The sequence below is a fragment of the Pedobacter albus genome, from assembly GCF_036324255.1.
GTDB lineage: Bacteria > Bacteroidota > Bacteroidia > Sphingobacteriales > Sphingobacteriaceae > Pedobacter > Pedobacter albus.
In genome coordinates this window covers 1,856,139-1,879,307 of the sequence record NZ_JAZDQT010000001.1, presented here as the reverse complement: position 1 = coordinate 1,879,307, position 23,169 = coordinate 1,856,139, and the positions used below count along the sequence as shown (strand labels likewise).

At 44.0% G+C, this 23,169-nt stretch carries 22 protein-coding genes; 13 read left to right on the top strand and 9 right to left on the bottom strand.

The annotated features are described in order from the left end of the window. Nucleotides 1-5: 5 nt before the first annotated feature. Nucleotides 6-1,646, bottom strand: coding sequence for a glycine--tRNA ligase (locus VRU48_RS07785; protein ID WP_330107356.1), 1,641 nt, complete (start codon nucleotides 1,644-1,646; stop codon nucleotides 6-8). A 380-nt stretch (nucleotides 1,647-2,026) separates the two neighbouring features. Here VRU48_RS07785 and VRU48_RS07780 point away from each other — a divergent pair, with 380 nt between their 5' ends. The 10 genes from VRU48_RS07780 (at nucleotide 2,027) to VRU48_RS07735 (ending at nucleotide 11,893) form a co-directional block, all read left to right on the top strand. After that, the gene (locus VRU48_RS07780; protein ID WP_330107355.1) at nucleotides 2,027-2,947 is read left to right on the top strand and encodes a glycerophosphodiester phosphodiesterase family protein; all 921 of its coding nucleotides are present in this window, start codon (nucleotides 2,027-2,029) and stop codon (nucleotides 2,945-2,947) included. Between the two features lies 1 nt (nucleotide 2,948). Continuing rightward, nucleotides 2,949-3,656 (top strand): ATP-binding cassette domain-containing protein, encoded by a 708-nt coding sequence (locus VRU48_RS07775; protein ID WP_330107354.1) that lies wholly within the window; start codon nucleotides 2,949-2,951, stop codon nucleotides 3,654-3,656. A 109-nt stretch (nucleotides 3,657-3,765) separates the two neighbouring features. Further along, nucleotides 3,766-4,296 carry a hypothetical protein gene (locus VRU48_RS07770; protein WP_330107353.1) on the top strand — a complete coding sequence of 177 codons (531 nt, stop codon included), beginning with the start codon at nucleotides 3,766-3,768 and terminating at the stop codon, nucleotides 4,294-4,296. Between the two features lie 473 nt (nucleotides 4,297-4,769). Then, entirely contained in the window at nucleotides 4,770-5,279 is a 510-nt protein-coding gene (locus VRU48_RS07765) for a hypothetical protein (RefSeq protein WP_330107352.1), read from the top strand. Nucleotides 5,280-5,440: 161 nt separating this feature from the next. Next, on the top strand, nucleotides 5,441-6,076 hold the full coding sequence (locus tag VRU48_RS07760) for a porin family protein (protein WP_330107351.1): 636 nt from the start codon (nucleotides 5,441-5,443) through the stop codon (nucleotides 6,074-6,076). A 720-nt stretch (nucleotides 6,077-6,796) separates the two neighbouring features. Beyond that, complete coding sequence (gldF, locus tag VRU48_RS07755) at nucleotides 6,797-7,525, top strand: gliding motility-associated ABC transporter permease subunit GldF (protein WP_330107350.1); 729 nt, start codon at nucleotides 6,797-6,799, stop codon at nucleotides 7,523-7,525. After that, nucleotides 7,519-9,207, top strand: a complete 1,689-nt coding sequence (gene gldG, locus VRU48_RS07750; protein WP_330107349.1) for a gliding motility-associated ABC transporter substrate-binding protein GldG — start codon at nucleotides 7,519-7,521, stop codon at nucleotides 9,205-9,207. Before gldF ends, gldG begins: the two co-directional genes overlap by 7 nt. Before the next feature lie 33 nt (nucleotides 9,208-9,240). Then, nucleotides 9,241-10,365 carry a DNA polymerase III subunit beta gene (gene dnaN / locus VRU48_RS07745; RefSeq protein ID WP_330107348.1) on the top strand — a complete coding sequence of 375 codons (1,125 nt, stop codon included), beginning with the start codon at nucleotides 9,241-9,243 and terminating at the stop codon, nucleotides 10,363-10,365. Between the two features lie 93 nt (nucleotides 10,366-10,458). Beyond that, nucleotides 10,459-11,154 carry a DUF4397 domain-containing protein gene (locus tag VRU48_RS07740; protein ID WP_330107347.1) on the top strand — a complete coding sequence of 232 codons (696 nt, stop codon included), beginning with the start codon at nucleotides 10,459-10,461 and terminating at the stop codon, nucleotides 11,152-11,154. A 64-nt stretch (nucleotides 11,155-11,218) separates the two neighbouring features. Next, entirely contained in the window at nucleotides 11,219-11,893 is a 675-nt protein-coding gene (locus tag VRU48_RS07735) for a DedA family protein (RefSeq protein ID WP_330107346.1), read from the top strand. Here VRU48_RS07735 and VRU48_RS07730 read toward each other — a convergent pair. From VRU48_RS07730 to VRU48_RS07715, 4 genes are read right to left on the bottom strand one after another with little or no spacing between them, the layout of a single operon-like run. Beyond that, entirely contained in the window at nucleotides 11,890-12,846 is a 957-nt protein-coding gene (locus tag VRU48_RS07730) for a zinc dependent phospholipase C family protein (RefSeq protein ID WP_330107345.1), read from the bottom strand. The genes VRU48_RS07735 and VRU48_RS07730 overlap by 4 nt on opposite strands. Nucleotides 12,847-12,900: 54 nt before the next feature. Continuing rightward, entirely contained in the window at nucleotides 12,901-13,434 is a 534-nt protein-coding gene (locus tag VRU48_RS07725; RefSeq protein ID WP_330107344.1) for an NADPH-dependent FMN reductase, read from the bottom strand. Continuing rightward, entirely contained in the window at nucleotides 13,434-13,886 is a 453-nt protein-coding gene (locus VRU48_RS07720; protein WP_330107343.1) for a GNAT family N-acetyltransferase, read from the bottom strand. Before VRU48_RS07720 ends, VRU48_RS07725 begins: the two co-directional genes overlap by 1 nt. Before the next feature lie 10 nt (nucleotides 13,887-13,896). After that, the gene (locus tag VRU48_RS07715; protein ID WP_330107342.1) at nucleotides 13,897-14,796 is read right to left on the bottom strand and encodes a hypothetical protein; all 900 of its coding nucleotides are present in this window, start codon (nucleotides 14,794-14,796) and stop codon (nucleotides 13,897-13,899) included. A gap of 265 nt (nucleotides 14,797-15,061) precedes the next feature. Here VRU48_RS07715 and VRU48_RS07710 point away from each other — a divergent pair, with 265 nt between their 5' ends. Next, on the top strand, nucleotides 15,062-15,346 hold the full coding sequence (locus VRU48_RS07710; RefSeq protein ID WP_330107341.1) for a hypothetical protein: 285 nt from the start codon (nucleotides 15,062-15,064) through the stop codon (nucleotides 15,344-15,346). 62 nt (nucleotides 15,347-15,408) lie between these two features. Here VRU48_RS07710 and hscA read toward each other — a convergent pair whose 3' ends face one another. Both hscA and VRU48_RS07700 read right to left on the bottom strand, forming a co-directional pair. Continuing rightward, on the bottom strand, nucleotides 15,409-17,268 hold the full coding sequence (gene hscA, locus VRU48_RS07705) for a Fe-S protein assembly chaperone HscA (protein ID WP_330107340.1): 1,860 nt from the start codon (nucleotides 17,266-17,268) through the stop codon (nucleotides 15,409-15,411). A gap of 554 nt (nucleotides 17,269-17,822) precedes the next feature. Continuing rightward, nucleotides 17,823-19,061, bottom strand: a complete 1,239-nt coding sequence (locus VRU48_RS07700) for a glycosyltransferase family 4 protein (protein WP_330107339.1) — start codon at nucleotides 19,059-19,061, stop codon at nucleotides 17,823-17,825. Nucleotides 19,062-19,237: 176 nt separating this feature from the next. Here VRU48_RS07700 and VRU48_RS07695 point away from each other — a divergent pair, with 176 nt between their 5' ends. Continuing rightward, the gene (locus VRU48_RS07695; protein ID WP_330107338.1) at nucleotides 19,238-19,819 is read left to right on the top strand and encodes a MiaE family protein; all 582 of its coding nucleotides are present in this window, start codon (nucleotides 19,238-19,240) and stop codon (nucleotides 19,817-19,819) included. Nucleotides 19,820-19,869: 50 nt separating this feature from the next. On the opposite strand, the gene VRU48_RS07690 is transcribed toward VRU48_RS07695, so the two are convergent. Further along, complete coding sequence (locus VRU48_RS07690; RefSeq protein WP_330107337.1) at nucleotides 19,870-20,955, bottom strand: DUF3810 domain-containing protein; 1,086 nt, start codon at nucleotides 20,953-20,955, stop codon at nucleotides 19,870-19,872. 279 nt (nucleotides 20,956-21,234) lie between these two features. Here VRU48_RS07690 and VRU48_RS07685 point away from each other — a divergent pair, with 279 nt between their 5' ends. After that, nucleotides 21,235-21,711: a hypothetical protein gene (locus VRU48_RS07685; RefSeq protein WP_330107336.1), complete on the top strand. Its 477-nt coding sequence runs from the start codon at nucleotides 21,235-21,237 to the stop codon at nucleotides 21,709-21,711. A 14-nt stretch (nucleotides 21,712-21,725) separates the two neighbouring features. Here the strand turns inward: VRU48_RS07685 and VRU48_RS07680 are convergent, their stop codons facing one another. After that, complete coding sequence (locus tag VRU48_RS07680; protein ID WP_330107335.1) at nucleotides 21,726-23,060, bottom strand: dihydroorotase; 1,335 nt, start codon at nucleotides 23,058-23,060, stop codon at nucleotides 21,726-21,728. Nucleotides 23,061-23,169: the final 109 nt, after the last annotated feature.

Here is a 23,169-nt window from a genome sequence, read left to right as displayed (position 1 = left end):
AATAATTAAGTCAATAAGGTTCTCCAGCTTACCTTGCTGTCTATCGTAAAATGAAGATCCTTGATCTCGATACGTTGTTGTTCCATCGTGTCGCGGTGGCGGATGGTTACCGTATTGTCTTCCAAGGTTTGATGGTCAACCGTGATACAGAAAGGTGTTCCGATGGCATCCTGTCTGCGGTAACGCTTGCCAATGGCATCTTTCTCCTCATACATACAGTTGAAATCCAGTTTCAGGCTATCCATAATTTCGCGGGCCTTTTCTGGTAATCCGTCTTTTTTGGTCAACGGGAAAATGGCAGCTTTGATAGGAGCCAGGGCAGGATGCAGGCGCAACAAGGTACGACTGTCTTGCTTTTCGGCAGTGCTCAGGTCTTCTTCTTCAAGCGCATTGATCATGGTTAACAAGAACATGCGGTCTAAACCGATAGAGGTTTCGATTACATAAGGCACGTAGTTGCCATAAGGCTTGCCGTTTTCGTCGAGGTCGCTGTCGAAATACTGCATTTTCTTGCCAGAATATTCCTGGTGTTGCGACAAGTCGAAATCGGTACGGCTGTGGATGCCTTCTACCTCTTTAAATCCGAATGGGAATTCAAATTCGATATCGGTAGCGGCATTGGCATAGTGCGCCAATTTAACGTGGTCGTGGTAGCGGTATTTTTCTGGCGGAGTACCCAAGGCTTTGTGCCATTTCAAACGGGCCTCTTTCCAGTATTCGAACCATTTTTTGTCTTCGCCAGGACGTACAAAGAACTGCATTTCCATTTGTTCGAACTCGCGCATACGCATGATGAACTGGCGGGCAATAACCTCGTTCCTAAAGGCTTTTCCGATTTGCGCAATACCGAAAGGAATTTTCATCCTGCCGGTTTTTTGAACATTCAAAAAGTTCACGAATATGCCTTGTGCGGTTTCCGGACGAAGATAAACCTCTTCGCTGCCATCGGCCATGGCGCCAAATTGGGTGCTGAACATCAGGTTAAACTGACGTACGTCTGTCCAGTTCGATGTTTTAGAAATAGGGCAGATTACTTTATAATCAACAATCAGGTCTTTTAATTGGGACAGGTTTTCGGCTTTCAGGGCCAGGTTCATTTCTACCTCAAGCGCCAGGCCTTTTCTAACAAACCTCCAGCTTGTTTCTTCAACAAAGGGGTGTTTGCTAGGGTCTAAAATTTCGGTTTCGTTCTTAAAGCCGATAATCCAAGCGGCTTGTTCTTCGTCGCTCAAGGCCAAGATGCCCTGTTGGAATTTTTCGAACTGGGCTTGGTTGGCTTCGCTGAAATTGGCTAATTCCGAATACAGTTCGTCAATTTTGTTCTCTAACAACTGGTCGGCACGGTAGCGTTTTTTCGAGTCCTTGTTGTCGATCATCGGGTCGTTAAAACCGTCAACGTGGCCACTGGCTTTCCATACTTTGGGGTGCATGAAAATTGCAGAATCGATGCCTACAATATTCTCGTGCATTTGCACCATGGCTTTCCACCAATAGGTTTTGATGTTGTTTTTAAGTTCGGCACCAAGTTGGCCGTAGTCGTAAACAGCACTTAGTCCATCGTATATTTCGCTACTTTGGAATACAAAACCGTATTCTTTAGCGTGGGAGATTACATTTTTAAATTGTTCGTCGTTTGATTTAGCCATAATGCGACAAAGATAATAAAAAACAGTTTTCGGTTACGGTAAAGTATCAAGTATCAGGCAAGAGGTGTTTGAGGCTTGCAGTTTGTCAGCTGGCAGTTTGCAATTGGCAGTTTACAGTTCACAGTTCTGCGCCAGCATTAAAACTAATCACCCAATGAACTAACCAGCTAATGAACTAATGAACCAATGAACTGATGAACCAATGAGCTAATGAACCAATGAACTCATGAATCGCACAGATGTTACAAGCCCTTTAACACAATTTAACACTGGCCCAATCGAACATTAAAACATTTCGTTTACTTTTGGGCATGAAACAGGCGTGCCTTTTAAACATAAAATCGCAACGGTTTCGGCAATATTTAATGTAAAATATCAAAATGAAGAAAATATATCTTGTTCTAGCATCGGTTCTTGTGGTTTGCTTATCGTTTGTAGGGCCTGCCAAACATTTTTACCTTTCGTTTCGCAATGCGGATGAACTGAGAAACTTCCTAAACCGCAAAACAAGCGGCTATCCTTTAATCAGCGCACACCGTGGCGGACCAATGGCCGGATTTCCCGAAAATGCCATCGAAACTTTCGAGAATGCGACCACTTATCAGCCGGTAATCATCGAGTTTGACGTAGCGCTGAGCAAAGATTCGGCCTTGGTTATTATGCACGATGATAAATTGGACAGAACCAGTACCGGAACCGGACTCATTGGCAACTACACGTATGCCGAACTGCAAAAATTTAGGCTGAAAGACGATAACGGCAAAGAAACCAGCTTTAAAATCCCCACTTTAGACCAAGTATTAACCTGGGGCAAAAACAAGGTCTTGTTTACCATCGACCTGAAAAAAGGAGTGCCTTATGCCAAAATTATTGCTTCGGTACGCAAAACCAAATCAGAAAGCAATGTTATTATCATTACCTACAATGCCAATCAGGCTGCAGAAGTGCATCGCCTGGCTCCAGACCTCATGATTTCGGCATCGGCCAGAGGCATTGCCGATATCGAGCGTTTAAACCAAATGGGCGTGCCTAACGATAGGATTGTGGCTTTTGTAGGTACATCGGCTCCCGACAAGGCCGTGTACGAATATTTGCACAGCAAAGGAATTACCTGTATTTTGGGCACCATGGGCAACTTAGACAAGAGTGCCATAGCCAACCCCAATCAAAAGGTTTATGAAAAACTGGTAGCCAATGGGGCGGATATTCTTTCGAGCGACGAATTGGCATTCGCTGGAAAGCAATTGGACAATTACAGGGCCGAGAAAAAATTGAAATTTGCAAACTTAACCATCAAATAAATTGAGCATCAGCGTAAAGGCTTTAACTAAACACTTTGGGCAACAGAAAGCGGTTGATGGCATTAGCTTTGAAGCTAAGCCGGGACAGATATTAGGCTTTTTGGGTCCGAATGGCGCGGGTAAATCTACAACCATGAAGATGCTGACCGGGTATTTGAGTCCAAGTGCAGGCGAAGCCGAGATTTGCGGAAAAAACGTAGTATCAGAACCGTTGCAGGTAAAAAGCCTGATTGGTTACCTGCCCGAAAACACGCCATTGTACAACGAGATGTATGTGCGCGAGTTCTTGGGTTTTGTAGGCCAGTTGTACCATATAGACGATCTTGACCAAAGGGTTCGCGAAGTGATTGCCATGGTGGGCCTTGGTCCAGAGCAGCACAAAAAAATCGGCATGCTTTCTAAAGGCTATAAGCAGAGGGTGGGTTTGGCCCAGGCCATCATCCACGATCCGCAGGTGCTTATTTTAGATGAACCCACTTCGGGTCTCGATCCCAACCAATTGGCCGATATCAGAAAGCTGATTAAGGATTTGGGCAAAAACAAGACTGTCATTTTGTCTACGCACATTATGCAGGAAGTAGAAGCGCTCTGCGACGATGTAATCATTATCAGCAAAGGACAAATTGTCGCAAATGCCACGATGGCCGACCTTAAAAGCCAAAATGCCGGCCAAACGCTCGAGGAAATTTTTAGAAAATTAACCAGCTGAAATTCATTTTATTAGCTTTTTTGTTCAGATATTTTTGAATGTTTTGTAACTATTGGCTGAATTGTTGCGTCTGAGTAGGCAATAAATAAACAATTTAATTTCACAACACATGAAAAAATTATTATTATCATTAGCATTGGTAGCTGGGTTAGGCTTTGCAGCATCAGCTCAAACTGAAGGTGCAGTTAGAAAACTAAGCATCGGTGCTGAATTCGGTCTGCCAACCGAGAAAAACTCTGATAGTTTTATCGTAGGTGGTTCATTGCAATATGAGCACCCAATTGCAAAATCTTTCAACTTGACAGGTTCTGCTGGTTATTTGTCAACTATGGCAACTGGCGACACTAAAGATGCCCTTAAAGCATTAGGTTTGAAAACTAGCTACGGATCAATTCCTGTTAAAGCTGGTGGTAAATACTATTTCGGTGGCAACTTTTATGGTGCTGGCGAAGTAGGTGCAGTATTCAGCACTGAAACAGGTGGTGGTACCGCTTTTACTTTTGCTCCAACTTTAGGCGCTTCTTTCTCTGTAGCTGACAAATCTAGCTTAGATTTCGGTTTACGTTATGAGAACTGGTCTAGAAGTGGCAATTCAGCTGGCTTCATCGGCCTAAGAGCTGCTTACGCTTTCGGTTTGTAAGAACAGCACGCAACTGATATTGAAAAAGCCTTCCAATTTGGGAGGCTTTTTTATTGAAAAAACATTGGATGGGCTAATTGCCAGGATTGATGTTCTTCACCAACCAATCCAAGAAGCAAGTAAAAGACTTCCGTTTGGCATTAATTGCCAGCGTTGGTGTTCTTCACCAACCTATACAGAAAGCTTAGGATTCCTATTTAGAGATTTTTATGTTAAAAAGCGTAAAACAGGTTAAAAAGCGTTAAAAAAGGGCTTCGGATGTTTGAACTTTAAAAAATTAGGAGAACTTAGCAGGCAGTTGGTCCAACGGAAATTTCTTCAGGACTTTAAACTTTCTCAAAAATCTATAGCAATGAAGGGCTTCCCGTAAGGAGGCTCTTTTTTTTGCATTAAATTTGAGCTCAAATTTAACTAATGGCCTAGTTGTTATAACTTTGCTGAAAATCAGATAAAACCATAAACAAAAAAGACAGATGAAGAAAACATTCTTATTAGCGCTCTTGGCCTTCGCAGGCTACACTACACACGCTCAAACCCAGGGTGCAGTTCAGAAATTAGGAATAGGCGCGGAGGTCGTATTGCCAGTTAGCCAAGGCTCGTCGGGCGTATTAGGTTTAGGTGCTTCGCTAAAATATGAGCATCCTATTGCACCTGCACTAAATTTTACGCTATCTGGAGGTTATGTTAACCTATTTAGCACCGAAAGAGGAGCAAGTGAAAGTCTTAATCTTATTCCACTTAAAGCCGGTGCCAAGTATTATTTTGGCAAAGGTTTTTATGGCGCAACCGAATTGGGAGCATCTATTCTTTCAGGTGATGGAGAGAGCGTTACTGCTTTTACTTTTGCCCCCGGTCTTGGGGTATCTCTTGCTTCTAAAAGCAAAAACAATGTAGATATCGGACTTCGCTACGAAAACTTATCGGCCAATGGCGGAAGCCTGTCTTTGCTGGGCTTGCGTATAGGCTATAATTTCGGACTTTAAAAATAAAACCGTTTCTTGGTAAAGAACCTAGATGATCCAAAAGAAGCTTCCTCGTTGGGGAAGCTTCTTTTTGTAAGTTAAATTTAGTTAAAAATTTAACTAATTGACTAGTTATTATAATTTTGCTGAAAATCAGATAAAACCATAAACAAAACAAACAGATGAAGAAAACATTTCTTTTGTTGACGATGGCAGCAACGTTAGCCTTTACGGCATCTGCCCAAAACGCTCCGGTTAAATTTGGTATCAAAGCGGGTGTGGCTTTCCCTAACATGGTAGTTTCGGCTATGGGCGCTTCGGTTAGCCTCGATTCTAAAACCTCTTATTTTGTGGGTGGTACCATTGATATTCCGGTTTCGCCGATGTTCTCGGTTCAGCCTGGATTGACCTTGAGTAACAAAGGAACCAAAGTAACCGGTGCTATCGATATTGAAAACGGCAACGAAATGGTTACTGGAACCCTGAACTTTACCTATATCGAAATTCCGGTAAATGCCGTAGTGCGATTCAACGCCGGCAATGCTGGCAAGGTGTTTTTAGGTTTTGGTCCATATTATGCCATCGCTGTTGATGCCAATGCCAAGGCAAACGGCGTAAAAGAAAACATCGAGTTGGGAACGGATTTCAAGCGCGGCGATTTTGGCCTTAATTTTATGGCCGGTTTCGAACTGAAAAATGGCCTTAACTTTAACGCAGGCTACGGCTTGGGCTTGAGCAATGTTTTGAGTGGCGACGCATCAGATATCGTAAAATTCAAGAACAGGGTTTTCACGATTGGCGCCGGCTTTACTTTCTAAGCGGAAACCAAAAGATAACGAAAAACTCTCCTCCAGCAGGGGAGTTTTTTGTTTATGAACGTATGGCGATAAGTGTTGGATGGAACGTGGTTTTAAGCATTAAGCAGTTTGCAGTTGCCGGTTGGCAATTTTCAGTTGGCAGTTAGCGTAAGGTATTAACCATTTAGCAATCCAACAATTTCATAAGATTAAAGGTTGAGGGTGGAAGGTAGAAGGTAAAGCGCAAAGACTAAAGCTCAAAGCAGAAGGTATCACAATTCCCCTCCCATGGCGGGATGGCCACCTTGCTGGGTTTGCAGTTGACAATTGGCATGAGGCATTAGCCATTTAGCAATCCAACAATTTCATAAGATTAAAGGTTGAGGGTGGAAGGTAGAAGGTAAAGCGCAAAGACTAAAGCTCAAAGCAGAAGGTATCATAATTCCCCTCCCATGGAGGGGTGCCCACAGGGCGGGGTGGCCACCTTGTTCGGTTTGCAGTTGAATAATTGGCAGTTTGCATAAAGCGCCAACAATTTAACAGTCCTGCCGTCGCAACAATTCCATATCCACCAAACAATTCAGCAATCCAACCACCACAACAATTAACAATACAACAATTTAACAATTCTTCCAAACTCATCAGCCAATGAACTAATGAACCAATGAACTAATGAACGATTGAACCCATGCAAGAAAATTGCCGAATATTCTCTAACTTCGGCCGTATTAATTCCGATGCATGTACGCAGTTTTTAAACGAGAACTCTTCAGTTTTTTAAACTCGCTAATGGCTTATATCACCATTGGTGTTTTTTTGTTGGCCTGTGCGCTGCTGCTCTGGTTTTTTCCAGATACTTCCATTCTGGATTACGGCTATGCCGAACTAGGCAGCTTTTTTAGCTTGGTGCCTTTCCTGTTCATGTTTTTGGTGCCGGCCATCACCATACGCTCGTTTGCCGAAGAACGCAAAGAAGGTACTTATGTGCTTTTGGCCACTAGCCCCCTAACCGATTTGCAAATCATTGTAGCCAAATACCTGGCTTGCGTGGTGTTGCTGCTTTTCGCCTTAATTCCAACGGCGGTTTATTATTACAGCATTTATCAGCTAGGCCTTCCCAAAGGCAATATCGATAGCGGTGCGGTTATTGGCTCTTATTTGGGCCTGTTTTTATTGGGCAATGCCTTTACGGCCATCGGGATTTTTGCTTCTTCCATTACCAAAAATCAGGTTATCGCCTTTGCGGTGGCCGTGTTCCTCTGCTTTTTTAGTTTTAGTGGCTTCGATTCGGCCAGCAAACTGTTCGAATTTCAGTTTCTGGAAGGCCTTTTGGTTAATTTGGGCATCAACGAGCATTACCAATCCATAAGCAGGGGTGTGCTCGACACGCGCGACCTCGTTTATTTCATCACCTTTGTGGCCTTGTTTTTTGGCTTGAGCAAATTGGCGATAGGGGGTAGGAAATGGTAAAAAAGAACAATAAATATGTTGGCGCAATTGTTTTTGTGCTCGCGTTGGTGCTGCTCAATGTATTGGCCCAGCAGTTTTATACGCGTTTCGATTTTACCAAGGAAAAGCGTTACACCCTAACCCAAAAAACCAAGGATAACCTGGCCAAAACCGATCACGATATCGTTATTACCGTTTTTTTGGATGGCGAAATTCCGGCCGCTTTTAAAAGGTTGCGCAATGCCACCAAAGATTTGCTTAACGATTACAAAGCCTATTCAAAAGCCAATATCAAGATTGTGTTCGAAGATCCGCTTAAAGGATTGCCTGTCGGCGAGCAAGATACCGTAATCAACAGCCTGGCTCGTATTGGCATCAAGCCGATGGCGGTAAATATTAAAAATGATGCCGGATTGACCCAGAAAATCATCTTCCCGATGGCTTTGGTAGAGTACAACGGCAAGCAAACGCCCATTAACCTGTTGCAGAAAACAGGCGGTGCGGCCAGCGACTATGAAGAAAACATTACCAGTTCTGTACAAAACCTCGAATATCAGTTTACTTCGGCCATTAAACGTTTAAGGAGCGGTTCCAATCCAAGGATCGGTTTTACCGAAGGCCATGGCGAACCTTCCAATCTTTACCTGTACGATGCTATTACCTCGCTTTCGCAACAGCATTATGTAGGCCGGGTAGACCTTAAGCTCATTACCAAAGAAGGGTTGGACAGCTTGAAGGTGCTGATTATCGCCAAGCCACAAACGCCATTGAGCGAAATGGAAAAATACAAAATCAACTATTTTGTCATGAAGGGCGGACGTTTGGTATGGGCCATAGACCAGGTTGGGGCAGAGCTCGACAGTTTGCAACGCAGGGGTCAGGAAATGACCTTTAACAGGCAACTGAATATAGACGATATGCTGTTCGAATATGGCGCAAGGATCAATTACAACCTCATTGCCGATGTCAATTGCGCTTCTATCCCTATCGCCACGGGCGCCCCTGGCCAACAGGCACAAATAGATTTGGCGCCTTGGGTATTTTATCCGGTGCTGCTGCCCGATACCTCGAGTAGCCTCACCAGAAACATAGACGGCATACGCAGCCAGTTTGCCAGTACCGTTGATACTATTGGCGTGCCCAACGTCAGCAAAAGAGTGGTGTTGTACACTTCGCCTTACAACAAGGTATTCGAAACGCCAAGAATGCTTTCTTTGCAAATGCTTAATGAACAGCCCAAACAGGAAGAATACACCAGTTCGCCCAAAGCGGTAGGCGTATTGTTGGAGGGGCAATTCAAGTCGGTGTTTTTAAACAGGCCCATACCTGCTGGCATTACCGAAAACTACAACGTGCCTGCCCAAAGCGTGCCTACTAAAATGATGGTTATTGGCGATGGCGACGTGTTCGAAAACCAGGTGAGCAGCAACGATGGTTCGCCTTTTCCCTTGGGGTTTGATCGCTATACGCAACAGAACTATGGCAACAAGGCGCTATTGCTCAACATTGCCGATTATTTTACCGACGACAACAACCTTATCGCCCTGCGCAACAAAGAAATCAAGGTAAGGTTGCTGGATAAGGCCAAGTTGCGTACCGAAAAAACAAAATGGCAGCTGATTAATGCCGTTGCCCCGATTTTATTGTTAATATGTTTTGCAATTTTTCAACATTATTACCGTAAACATAAGTATGCGAAGTAATTTTTATATTTTTGAGAATAGACAAAATAAACTATGAGATTTATAGTATCCACTTCTACGTTATTAAAACATTTACAAACAGTTAATGGTGCCTCAAGCAGCAGTACTGTTTTGCCTATATTAGAAAACTTCTTGTTCGAGATCAAGGATGGCAGCCTTACCATTTCGGCTACCGACCTGCAAACCAGCATGACGACCTCTTTGGCAGTCGAATCAAAAGAAGAAGGTAAAGTAGCCGTTCCGTCGAGAATTTTGTTAGATACTTTAAAGACTTTGCCAGATCAGCCTATCTCTTTCAACATCGACGATAATTCGTTTGCGATTGAGATTAGTGCCGGAGATGGAAAATATAAACTAAGTGGCGAAAACGGCGACGATTTTCCGAAAATTCCGGTTGTAGAGAATGCCTCTTCGGTCAATTTGCCAGCATCGGTTTTAACCGAAGCCATTACCAAAACCATTTTCGCGGTAAGCAACGACGAGCTTCGTCCGGCAATGACTGGCGTATATTGTCAGCTTTCGCCTCAGCACATCACTTTTGTAGCTACCGATGCCCATAAATTGGTGCGTTACCGTCGCATGGATAGCAAAGCCGATAAAGCTTCGTCGTTTATCCTGCCTAAAAAAGCATTAACCCTGTTAAAGGCCGCTTTGCCAAGCACCGATGTGAATGTATCGGTTGATTACAATGCCACCAGCGCTTTCTTCAAGTTCGAAAATATCAATTTGGTTTGTCGTTTAATCGACGAGCGCTATCCGGATTACGAAGCGGTAATTCCTGGAAACAATCCGAACAAATTGGTGATTGACAGGGCGTTGTTCCTGAATACGTTGCGCAGGGTGGTTATCTTTGCCAATAAAACCACGCATCAGGTTCGTTTAAAAATCAGCGGCAGCGAATTGAATATTTCTTCTGAAGATTTGGATTTTGCCAACGAAGCACACGAGCGTTTGAGCTGCCAATATGAAGGCGAAGATTTGGAAATCGGTTTCAATGCCCGTTTCCTGATCGAGATGCTGAGCAATTTAAGTGGCGAGGAAGTAACCTTGGAACTTTCTACCCCTAACCGCGCAGGCCTACTTATTCCACAAACCAACGATGAGAACGAAGACGTATTGATGTTGGTGATGCCAGTCATGCTGAATAACAGCTACTAAGCGTAAATAGTTCAAAATTAATACAATCATAAATAATGGCTTGGTTTTTGACCGAGCCATTGTTGTATTATACTCATCCTAACCAAACTCTTTATGAAAACGATCTCTACTCCCGTAAATAGGACTTCATTTTATTTGGGCCTGCTTTTTTTTGCTACAGTTTTGTGTCTGTTTTCTTGTAAAAAGGACGATACGCCTGGTACGGACGAGGTAAAGGGAGAAGCCAAGGTGAAAATGATTAATGCCTCCAACAAATCGGGTCAGGTTGATTTTTATTTAGACGATACCAAAATAAATGTGGTAACGGTAAACGCTGGACAGGCAAGCGATTACGTAAAGGTGCAATCGGGCGTTAAAAGTACCTATGTAGCCATTGATGGCGTAGCAGATACACCAACATCGTTTAATTTTGTGCCTACATTGTCGTACACCTCGTTTTATGTAGAAGACAAAACAGGCAAGGGCGAGGTACTCACCTTCGAAGACAATTTGGGCGCAACAGACGCTGGAAAAGCCAAAGTCCGCATCATTAACCTTGGGCCTTCGTTTTCCAATGCCCTAAATGTAAACCTGGCTGGAGGTGTTTTGTTGGTTAATTCATTGCCATTTAAGGGCGCGTCGGGTTATTTTTCGATAGAACCTGATGTTGACCTTAATATTTCTGTTTTGGGCAGCAGTGCCAACAAAACCATTGCAGGATCTGAATTCGAAGCCGGTAAAATCTATACCATCTGGATTAACGGCGCTTCAAATGCTACCCTAAAAATCAATAAGGTAATTTATAACTAATAATTTCTAAAAAATACGCGGTTATCAAAAGCAGATGCCTATTTTTGGGCAAAAATCAGATATTTTGGAACTACTGCAACAACTTTTAGATTTTATTCTGCACATTGATAAGCATCTTGCCGACATTGTAAACGAATACCACACTTTAACCTATCTCATCCTTTTCCTTATTATTTTTGCCGAAACAGGCTTTGTAGTGACTCCGTTTTTGCCCGGCGATTCGTTGCTTTTTGCAACAGGCGCATTGATTGCTGGCGGTAAAACCGACCTGAATATCTGGGTGATGCTAGTAATCTTGATTGTGGCTGCCATTTTGGGCAACACGCTCAACTATAAGCTGGGCAGCGTGCTCGGTGCAGGCGTGTTCAAAGAGAAAAACAAAATCCTCAAACTTAAATATTACCATCAATCGCACGAGTTTTTTGAAAAACACGGTGGAAAAGCCATTATTTTCAGTCGCTTTTTGCCGATTTTCAGAACCATAGCGCCTTTTGTGGCCGGTATTGCAAAAATGCCTTTCGGCAGGTTTACTACTTTCAATATTGTGGGTGGCGTATCGTGGATTTTCAGCTTGTTGTTTGCGGGCTACTTATTGGGCCAAATTCCATGGTTTAAGGCAAACTTCGATATTGTAGTTGTGCTTATTGCGGTAGTTACTTTCTTCCCGGCCATTTACGCTGCGGTAAGGAGCAGGTTTAAATCTAAAGCTCCCGAAGAGGAAACAGTAAGCGAAGATTAGTACTCGCGACCAATAATCCGGCCTTCTTTGTATTTTTTCATTTCGAGTTCTTCGGCGCGTTTTTCTTCGAGGCTTGGCTCTATTTTAACCAGGTTTTTAAGTGTGGGCTGACCGGCATCAACCCATGCCGAATACCAGAAAGAACCCACCGCTAGAATGGCTGCGCGCATCTGTTTTTCTACCATGCCCTGCATGCGGTCTTGGTAGGCTTTGGCATAGGCAGGGGCATACTGTTTAACAATAGTGCCATTGTGCTCGCTAAAGCTGTATTTCTGGTCTGATGGAAATTCGGCATTCAGCTCGGCTTCGAACTTCAGCACGGTATCAACCAGCAAATGGCTGTGCTTGACTATAGCCCAAGCACTTTTTAAAGGGTCGTTGATGTAATTGGCTTTTCCCACCACCAATTTATAATTTTTGGCAAACAGCTCCGGAATTCTGCTTTCCCAAAAGGCATGTAAACCCACTTGATTGGTTAACTGCCCGTTATGGTTGGCCGTGGTATGCAGGGGTACGTGGGCATCGGCAATGTAATGGCCTAAATCGGCCGAATATTTTAAGATTTTTATCGAATCGCGTAGTTGGAAGGCTTTAACCAAACTGTAGTAGCTTCGTTGGATTTGCCAGGGAACGATGCCGTTTTCGTTAAGTTTTTGTTGCCCATACTTGGCCAGTGCATCCTTAAATTTCTCCGGAATGCTGTCGATATGGCTTTCGTAGTTTTCTGCATCGAGGTAATGTCTTGGCGCTTCGAGCGTATCGATATACCTGCGCCTGTCTGGTCCAACGGCCTGTTCGGTCAGGTACTGGTACGCGCCTTTGTAAAAGCCCAGCATTTCGGGTGGCAAGGTAAATATGGCCAGCTGGTTAATTCGCCGATGCGCAAAAAAGCCCCACGAAGTACACAATAGCAATGGGATGATTAACGCGAGCGTGAACGTTAATCTTTTCATACCTGAATATACTAAATACTTGCGAATTTTTAAAACTTCGAAAGCATAGTGTAGCTAATCAAGCAAGGCTTCAAAAGCCAATTCAAATGCTTTGAGTTGTTTAATGGTAGGTTCGTCGATAAGGTTACCATTTGTGTCGAATTTTCCTTTGATGCCTGGTATCAAAAGGGTAGTGGCTTCGGTAAATCTGGCCTCTACGGTACGCATTACCAGTTGCAGTTCTTCGTGCGCCTTGAGGCCGGAGGCCGATGCGGTAATCAGTCCGGTAGGTTTTTGCGAGAGCAAGGTCGTAGAAACGCACCACTCGATGGCGTTTTTTAATGATCCCGGCAGGCTGAAAACATATTCTGGTGTACAGATGAGCAAAGCGTCGGCTTGGGCGATCAGCTTTCTAAAGGCAACAATTGCTTCAGGAGGATTTTCGGTGTCTTGATCCGGATTAAAATGAGGCAGGTTGCCTATGCCTTCAAAAATATGCACCTCGAACTTTGGCGTGGTTTGTTTGGCAAAAGCTTTAACGAGGTTGAGGTTGGAAGAGTTGGCCCTGGTGCTGCCGATAATGGCCAGTACATTTTTACGCTGCTCCATTACATCAAAATCTTTTCAAAACAAACACTGTTGTCAACGCCGATGTATTGCCCGTAGTTGGGGATAATTTGGTAGCCGTTTTTCTGGTACAATGCAACAGCCTCTTGTTGGCGTTTGCCGGTTTCGAGTAGGCATTTTTCATAGCCCAGCAATTTGGCCCAGCTTTCGAGCTCGGTTAAAACAAGCGATGCAATGCCTTGTCCACGGTGTTCGGGTTTCACATACATCCGTTTAACTTCCATGGCTTGTGCCGAAAAGGCTTTGATGGCTCCACAGCCCACGGGCACATCATCACGGTACGCTACGATGACCTGTTTAATGTCATCTGTTTTGTTGTATTGCGCATAAAAAGCATGCTCGTTGCCGTCTTTTTCGGCTAAATAAGCATCGAGTAGCTTAACAAGTTGCTGAAAGTCGGAATTTTCGGATGTGGTTTGGATGCAGGTTGTCATAAAATAGCGGTTACCTCTTGCGGTTGATGATCATTTCGAGGCCGGGTTTGCAGGTAAGCAGGTGCCAGCCACCAAAAACAACAAATACTTTATTGTGTTTGTCCAGCAGCTGGTCAATGGTTTGCAACAGATGCTGATCCCTTATCTCTTTCGATTTGCGTCCGATTTGCTGAAACTTCCCCTTGGGGTCGAAGGGATTGGTAGGCGCTAGCGTAGCCAAGGAAAAAGGCCTGTTCAGTAATTTTTGGTAATTGTTTTGGTAAAAGGCTAGGCTTTGTTCTTCTTTGGTTAGGGCAACGCCACCTGTTTTCATGATATAGCCCTGTATAAACTTTTCATACTTTTTGGTCAGTACAGTGCTGTCGGGTGGATTGGGACCCGCAAAGCCCCACATGAAACGTTCGGTAACAATGTAGGCCAAGAATTCGCCTTTGCTGTAATGCTTTAACAGTTCCTTAAATTCGAGGCTATCGGTCATGTCGCCGTTAACGGTTTTTATTTTCAGGCTATCGGCCAGGATTTTGGTCAATCCAATTTCTCCGTTTTGGGTAATGGCCTCCTTTTTTGAAGCATAGATCTTTTTAGAAACATCGCCACCTTCATTTACACAGACTTCCGGTTTGGTGATGAAAAACTGTTTTTCTATGCCGGTAAATAAGGGGTTATTGATATCGCTGTTGTCTTCTAAGTGATTCGTGCCACAAAAAACAATCTCCTTTTTGCCTTTTTTAAAAGTAAGAATGTAAGGGTTGGAGGGCAAATGACCAGCGGCATCCAGCTTGATGTTTAAATAACTTACAGTGGGGTATACCCGAACACTATCGGTTTTGGCCTTTTCCTGTTTCTTGTTTTGGCTACAAGCCAGTAAAACGACGCTCAATAATAAAGGGAGGATGGTGTACTTTTTCATGTGGAAATAAGAAGAACCAAAATAATGACTAAAAGACTAATAAGCAAAGGCTATTTAACCGATTATCCATTGGATGCCAAGAAGTTCAATTTTTTGTCTTTTGCCCATTAGGTCTAAAAGAGTGTGCCGATAAGCTTAACTTAGGTTATACCGGAAACAATCGCTAAACAATGGCGAATAAATTAATCATTTCTTAACCAAACTTTTTCGTCTGCTTTTTCAAATGCAAAATAGCAGTCAGTTCACCATGAGGAAATTCAAACAAATGAATGTAGCAAGTTTAAGCCTTGTCGTTGGCTTGGCGCTGCTCATTACGCAGAGTGCTTTCTCGCTGAGCAAGGTAAGGGCCGAGTACAAATACATCAACACCGGCGTGCATTACATTAAGGTTGACGACGCCGATGTAAGCGGTTGTTCGTGGTTAAGCAGTCCGTATTATTGTGCGGTAGAAACCAATACCGATATGGGTGCCAGTTTTTCTTTTGGCCAATTGGGCTCGAGTGGGGCTACGCCGATACCCGGAGCTTCGCTTTCGGTTTACGAGCAATAGCAAATCACAAAAAAGGGAAAGCAATCTAGTTGCTTTCCCTTTTCAAATTGGCTTAGCCAATATTATTCGTTTATTTTCTTGCCTTTCATGGCCTGTCCAACCGCCATGTCCATCAGTCGTTCGGCAAAAGGGCGGGTAAACTCATTCAATTCGTCGGCTTTTTTCAGAATCAGGTCTTTTTCGCCTTTGGCTAGCGCCTCTTTGAGCGCATCGATATGGGCGTTGGTGCTGCTGATTTCTGCTTCGTTCAAGATTTGCGAATTTTTGCCAATAAAACGCTCGGCGGTATACACCAATTGTTCGCCTTCGCTTTTGGCTTCAATCAGCATGCGTTGCTCCACGTCGCTTTTGGCGTGTTCGATGCTGTCGATCAGCATTTTTTCTACGGTATCGTCGGTTAGGCCATAGCTTGGCTTGATTTCGATTTCCTGCTTTACGCCCGAACGCAGTTCAATGGCCTGTACGGTTAAAATGCCGTCGGCGTTCAGCAAAAAGTTAATGTCTACTTTTGGAAGTCCTGCTGGCATAGCCGGAATCCCTTTCAGGTCGAATTCTGCCAGTTTGCGGTTTTCTTTTACCAAATCGCGTTCGCCTTGGTAAACCGAAATCTTCATGTTTACCTGCCCATCAATAGAGGTAGTGTATTGGCGACCAGCCTTGGTTGGCACCTTGCTGTTGCGTGCAATGATCACGTCCATTAAACCGCCCATGGTTTCAATGCCCAAGGATAGTGGGGTAACGTCAAGCAATAAGATATCCGAGCGATTTCCGGCCAAGATATCGGCCTGGATGGCTGCGCCAAGGGCTACTACCTCGTCGGGATTGATTTGGTCGTGCGGTTGGCGGTTGAAGAAATTGCTTACTGCTTGCTTTACAAATGGGGTACGGGTCGATCCTCCCACCAAAACCACTTCGTCTATTTCGCTCGCTTTCAAATTGGCGTCGCTTAGGGCTTGTTTGCAGCAATTGATGGTTTCGGCTACTTTGGCCTCGATTAATTGCTCAAAAGTCTGCTTGTCTAAAGTGCACCAGATATCGCCCAGTTTTTCGTTGTAGAGGTTTTGCGTAGACAGGGCTTTTTTGGCCGCTTCGGCCTGCAGGCGCAGGGTTTGCATCAGCACATGGTCTTGAGCAAGGGTTTTAAGGTCTAAATTGTTCTTTGCTATCCAGTAATCGAGGATGGTGCGGTCAAAATCGTCTCCCCCCAAAAAGGTATTGCCATTGGTGGCAAGGACTTCGAAAATTCCGTTTTGGATTTGAAGAATAGACACGTCGAAAGTGCCTCCGCCCAAATCGTAAACGGCAATGGTTTTTTGTTGGGTAGGGTCTAAGCCCAAGCCATAAGCCAAGCTAGCGGCGGTGGGTTCGTTTACAATGCGGAGTACGTCTAGTCCGGCCAATTTTCCAGCATCGCGGGTAGCTTGCCGCTGACTGTCGTTAAAATAGGCCGGAACGGTAATTACAGCGCGGTTAACCGGTGTTTTGAGGGCATGTTCGGCCCTGGCTTTCAGTTCTTTTAAAATTTCGGCCGAAAGCTCAATAGGGGTATAGAATTTATTGCCGGCTTTGATTTTAACCAAGGCATCAGTATCGTCGTCGATAATTTTGTAGCTGAAAACATCCTGATGGCTGGCTACGTCTTTATAAGAGCGACCCAAGAGGCGCTTTACAGAAAAAATAGTGTTGGCAGGGTCGGTGGTTAAAAAAGCCTTGGCTTCATTGCCCACTTCGGCGTCGCCTTGCTCGTTAAAATGCACTACCGATGGTACCAGAACGCCTTTGCCGGTATCGTTGATTACCTGTGGTTGCTTGTCTGGATTGATGAATGCAACCAAGCTGTTGGTGGTGCCCAAATCGATGCCTACAATAATTTCTTCCTGTTGCAGAGAACCTGTTGCCAGGTTGATGGATATTTTTGCCATGGCGCAAATTTACGGAGTTTCTAGCTTAGTATTGTTGTAATGTTGTAAAGTTGGATAGAATAGCGTTCATTGGTTCAGTTGTTCATTAGTCATTGGTTCATTAGTTCATTGGGTGATTAGCTGATTGGCTGATTAGTTTGGGGGCTTGTTAAATTGTTTTGATGGTTGGATTGTTGAATGGCTTGAAGGCTAGCTTTGTTAGATTGTTAAATGCTTACTAACTGTCAACTGCCAATTGCAAACTGAGCAAGGTTACCACCCCGCCCTTTGGGCACCCCTCCAGGCGAGGGGAATTGCAACGTTCCCAGCTTTGAGCTTTGGTCTTTTACCTTGTTGGATTGCTAAATTGTTGTGATGATTAAATTGCTACGTAGGATTGTTGAATAGCTTGAAAATTAACCTTGTTAAATTGTTGGTGCTTTATACAAACTGCCAATTGCCAACTGCAAACCGAGCAAGGTTACCACCCCGCCCGGCGGGCACCCCTCCAGGGGAGAGGAATTGAACTGTTCCTTACTTTAGACTTTTACCTTTCTCCTTCAGCCTTTTTCCCTTCAACCTTTATTCTTCTCTTCAATCCAAAGCGACATATATTTGGTGCTTTGTGCGGTATGGTGGCGCAGCAATTGGCCGAAAAAGTTTTGCTGACGATGCTCGGTTAAATTTGCCATCAGCTCGTTGAGTTGTTTAATCAAGGCCTGGCCGAACCGTGCTTTCGAATAGCGCTGGTTGATGATGCTTACACCGTTTTGTTGCATGTTTTCCCAGAGCTCCTTATTTTGATAAAGATGGATAGCTTTTTCTACGAATTGTGCAGGGTCGTCTTCAATAAAGCCATTCCAGTTCCTGTCGCCTTTAATGGCTTCGGCGCCTATGGTGGTGGTTACGCTTGGTGTGCCACTCTGCATGGCATCAATCAGTTTGCCTTTTACGCCTGCACCAAATTGTAGAGGTGCCAATAGGATTTTATAATTGGAAATGGTTTCTTGCGCATTCTTTGCCCTGCCCTTGATATAGAAGTTTTCTTTCGGATTGTGCAACTGCAGTACTTTCTGCGAAGGATAGGCGCCATAAATGTGCAGATTTGCTTTGGGAAGCGCTTTTCGTAACAGGGGCCAAATTGTAGTTTTAAGCACCTGGACAGCATTCCAGTTAGGTTCGTGCAGGAAATTGCCGATAAATACAAAATCATTCCGCTCATCAAAGCCTCGCCAATGCGCAATTTTGGCTGCGCTGATTTCTTCTTCCAAAAAAGGAAGGTAGTAGATCAACGAAGGGTGGATGTGGAACTGTTGCCCAAGAAGCTGTTGCTCTGCTTCAGAAATGAGGAGCGAAAGATCGCAGCGGAGTATGGAGGCGATTTCTCTTTTAGCATGGTCAGAGAACAAGTCGCCGTTTGTAAATTCGCGACCTTTTTTGGAGGCTTCCTGACGGGCTATTCTTAAAAAATGGAGGTCTTCGGTGTCTAAAATCAGAAGTGCTTCAGGGCATTGCTGCTGTATCCGCCAGCCATATTGCTCTTCGGTCATGAAGCGGTCGAACATCACTATGGCAGGATTTAATGCGCTCACCAAAGAATCGAAACCCGAATCGTTAAGTTTGATTTCCTGTTCGATTACCCCAATGCTTGGCAAATCGAAGCTAAATTCGCTTTTGGTGGCCGCAGAGGCGAAAGTGATTTGAAAACCTTGATCCAAAAATAAATTGATCAGTTGAAGCATGCGTGTGCCGGCCGCCGAAGAAGTGGGCTCTGGCCATACCAATCCGATAATCAATAGTTTTTGGTTTTTCATGGTCGAAATTTCTGTAAAAGTAAAGTAACCCTTTCGAAGTTTCAAATGGCGTAACCCTTGCGAAGATTCTATTTGGTGACACTTGCGAAGTTTTTAAAACTTCGCAAGTGTATTGGACAAGACTTCGCAAGTGTATCTTTTTTCCTAATTTTGCCCCGAGAATTACCCTTTACACCATGCTAGGATTAAAATTATTGACAGACCCGCGTTGGGCAAACATTGCAGAATCGAACTTGGAAGAGATTTTAACCGACCATGCCTGGTGCGAACAGAAAGCCGCTACTAATGCCATTACGCTGATTGCCAACAATTCAGAGCATCAGGAGCTGGTTGACGAATTAACAACTATTGCCATTGAGGAAATGCAACATTTTCAGCAGGTGGTAGCAATTATCAAGCAACGCGGCTATACTTTGGGTCGCGAGCGTAAGGACGATTATGTAGGCAAATTGCTCAAATTCAGTAAAAAAGACGGAAGCCGGAACATGGCTTTTGTAGATAGACTCTTGTTTGCGGCCATGATCGAAGCGCGTAGCTGCGAACGCTTCAGGGTACTTTCGCAAAATATTAAAGACCAAGAACTGGCCAAGTTTTACCACGATTTGATGGTTTCAGAAGCTGGTCATTATACTACTTTTCTCAATTTTGCCCGTCAATACAGTACCGATGTAGATGTTGACAAAAGGTGGAAGGAATGGCTTGCCTTTGAGGGGGAGCTTATCCAAAGCTTTGGAAACAAGGAGGCTATTCACGGGTAGTTTTTAGTCGATAGTTAATAGACTATGGACCATGGACTATGAACTATGAACTATGGACTATGGGGGGCAGTGCTAAGCTGTTTTTTATGGATGTTCCATAGCCAGATCACAATATTCTGATAGCTTTTAATGCCTCGTTGCTGGTTGTTCAGTTTGAGGAACTTATCAAAGGCCGCGCCCATGTAGTTCGACATTTGGCCATTGTATTTTGACCAAAATTTATTTTCTGCTTTAAAATTGGCAATGATCCTGGGGTCTATTTTATTGCGCAAGGCCAAATAATCTTCCGGCGATTTAAATCTTAGCTCAAAAAGCAGGTACCTCAACATGTTGTAATATACTGAATATTGCAAATCTGCATCCTCGCTCTGACTTCCAACGAGGTAAGCCACTAAGTTCGCTTCGTCTTCGCGCGCTACGCCCAACTGATGCGAAATTTCGTGGCAGGTTACAAACGGCAGTACCCAAGCCGGCAATTTGGTGTTGATGTTGGCTTCGCCCGAAAGCGGATTGTAATAACCTTCAATGCCGATTTTACAAATGGCCCAACTGTTAAGCACCGGTTTTACCGAAGGAGCCGGATAGCTGAAAAAGGCATTTTTTTGTGCCAGTTGCCCATAAGCCAACACGGCCTGTGCCTGCAGTTGCTGAATAGTACTTGGTTTGTACTCTGCAATTTGCTGCAGGGTGTTCAAACGGTCTACAAAATAATTGGTGAGCAAGGCCAGTTCTTTTACCGTATATTTTTCATCGCTGATGTGCAGTTGCTGGCTGATGCTTGGTCTGGAATAATTGAGGCCCCAAAGCAACTTAAAGCTCATGTACAAAATCAGGATCAGGTTGAGCAGGCGCAATGGAGTGCTCATGAGGAGTGCACGCCGATGTTCTTTTGATTGCAACTTTTTGAAGAAGAAAAAGAGTCTGATCAATCCGAAAATAATCAAAATCCCATAAAGGATATCGCCCAAAGCAAAGGGAAACCAAGAAGAAATCCACCGCAAAGCGACAGAAACCACCGGGTAAAATCCTTTCGAATAGTAGGACAACACAACATTCGGAAACAGGCCGATGATGAAAATAATGCCCGATGCGGCAAGCAGGATAGATGTAGTGAGGCGAAGTTGTTTTGAAACCATTTCTTGTGCTGATTTAAGGCGGGGTGCGGATTAACTTGGGGTTTCCATTTGCTCGACTGCCAAATATCGTATCGATCAGTATAGCTGATGATAAGGGCAATTTAGCTAAAAGAGTTCGGATTTTGGTAGTTAAAACAAATTCAAAGGATTTTGATTAAACCAGCCGTTAAAAATATTTGAAAAATATCCCCCCCCTTTGGCTTTAGCAGACCGTCATATAACAAAGTCGTAATTAATTATCTATGAGAAACAAACTAAAAAAGACAACATTTTATGACAATGAAAACAAAAAAACAATTTGCCTTAGCATTTTTGCTCATTTTAGGTTTGAGCTGTTCAAAAGATTCTGATGAACAACGTAAAATCTTAAATGGGGTAAGTTCGTATCAAACGAATGTATCGGTTAAATCACTGATCGAACGAAACGTTTACTTAGATGTAGACCTATCTAAAATAACCTTGGCAAGGCTCCAGGCTAAGAAAAGCATTGCCCAGATGCGCGAACAGGAAATGGAACTTGCCAAAGCAAAGGCTCTTGTATATCGCTACTATTCGCATGTAAAACTGGTGGATGGATTTTATGTTTCGGATTTAAAAACCGCTAAAAGTATTAATATTTCTGAGCAACTATTCGATATATTGCAAAAAGGCATAGCGCAAATCAATGCAGATATTAGGGGGAAAAGAGCCAAGGGCATCCAAATCGAAGTTCCTCCAATTACGCGGGGATATTTGGATTCCCTTATCGCCAACTAAGCCCATTCATCAAATTATCTGGTAAAACTCAGCCTTTTTCCGGTTTCGCTGGTGGTAAATCTGCCTTTGTGGTAAGCCAGGTTGCCCGATACAAAAGTATGGGTAATGCTGGCCCTAAAAGTCTCGCCATCAAAAGGCGACCAGCCACATTTATAAAATACATTCAGTGGCGTTACCTTAAACGGGTCGTTCAAATCAACCAGTACCAAATCGGCCCAATAACCTTCCCTAATGTAGCCTCTTTTTTCGATATCGAAGCAGATGGCCAGGTTGTGTGCGGTTTTTTCCACTATTTTTTCTAAGCTGATTTTGCCTTGCAGGTGCATTTCCAATAGGGCAGGCAGTGCATGTTGCACCAATGGTCCACCCGATGGGGCTTGCAGGTAAGGCTGTCTTTTCTCGTCGAGGGTGTGAGGCGCATGGTCGGTAGCAATCACATCGATATGATTGTCGAGCAAGCCCTGTAAAATGCCAGCTTGGTCGGCAGCAGTTTTAACCGCTGGGTTCCACTTGATGAAATTTCCCTTGCTGGCATAATCCTGGTCGTTAAACCAAAGGTGGTGCACACAGGCTTCAGCGGTAATCTTTTTATCTTTAAGTGGCGTTGTGGCATCAAAAAGTGCGACTTCCTTAGCCGTCGAAATATGGAGGATATGCAGGCGGGTTTGGTAGCGTTTGGCCAATTCGACCGCCAGCGAAGAAGATTTGTAGCAGGCTTCGGCACTGCGGATCAACGGGTGCATTTCGATGGTAATGGCTTCGCCGTATTTGGCTTTAAAAGCCGCCATGTTTTCGCGGATGGTCTGTTCGTCTTCGCAATGCGTGGCTACCAATATTGGAGCTTTGCTAAATATATTTTCGAGTGTTTGCTCATTGTCTACCAGCATGTTTCCGGTCGAGGAACCCATAAATACTTTGATGCCGCAAACCTGTTTGGGGTCGGTTTTCAGCACTTCTTCGATGTTGTCGTTGCTGGCGCCCATGTAAAAAGAGTAGTTGGCCAGCGAACTTTCCGCGGCAATGGCGTATTTATCGGCCAGCAACTCCTGAGTCAGGGTGTTTGGAACGGTATTGGGCATTTCCATAAAAGAGGTTATTCCTCCCGCAACGGCGGCCATACTTTCGGTAAAGATGTCTGCCTTATGGGTTAGTCCGGGTTCCCTGAAATGTACCTGGTCATCGATCATGCCCGGCAAAAGGTAAAGGCCTTCTGCATTGATTTCCTGTGCTTCGGGAGCACTCAGATTTTGTCCGATTTTGGCTATTAATCCATTTTTGATTAAAACATCGGCAATCTTTTGTTGGCCTTCATTGACGAGGGTAGCGTTTTTGATCAGGTAAGTATTCATGCTTTCAAAGATAAGGATTACAATTTAACCTGTGGATAAATGGGACTTCAAATTGTATTAAATAGCAATCGGCACAGGCATGCTGTTCATATTGTTTTGTAACAGGAAC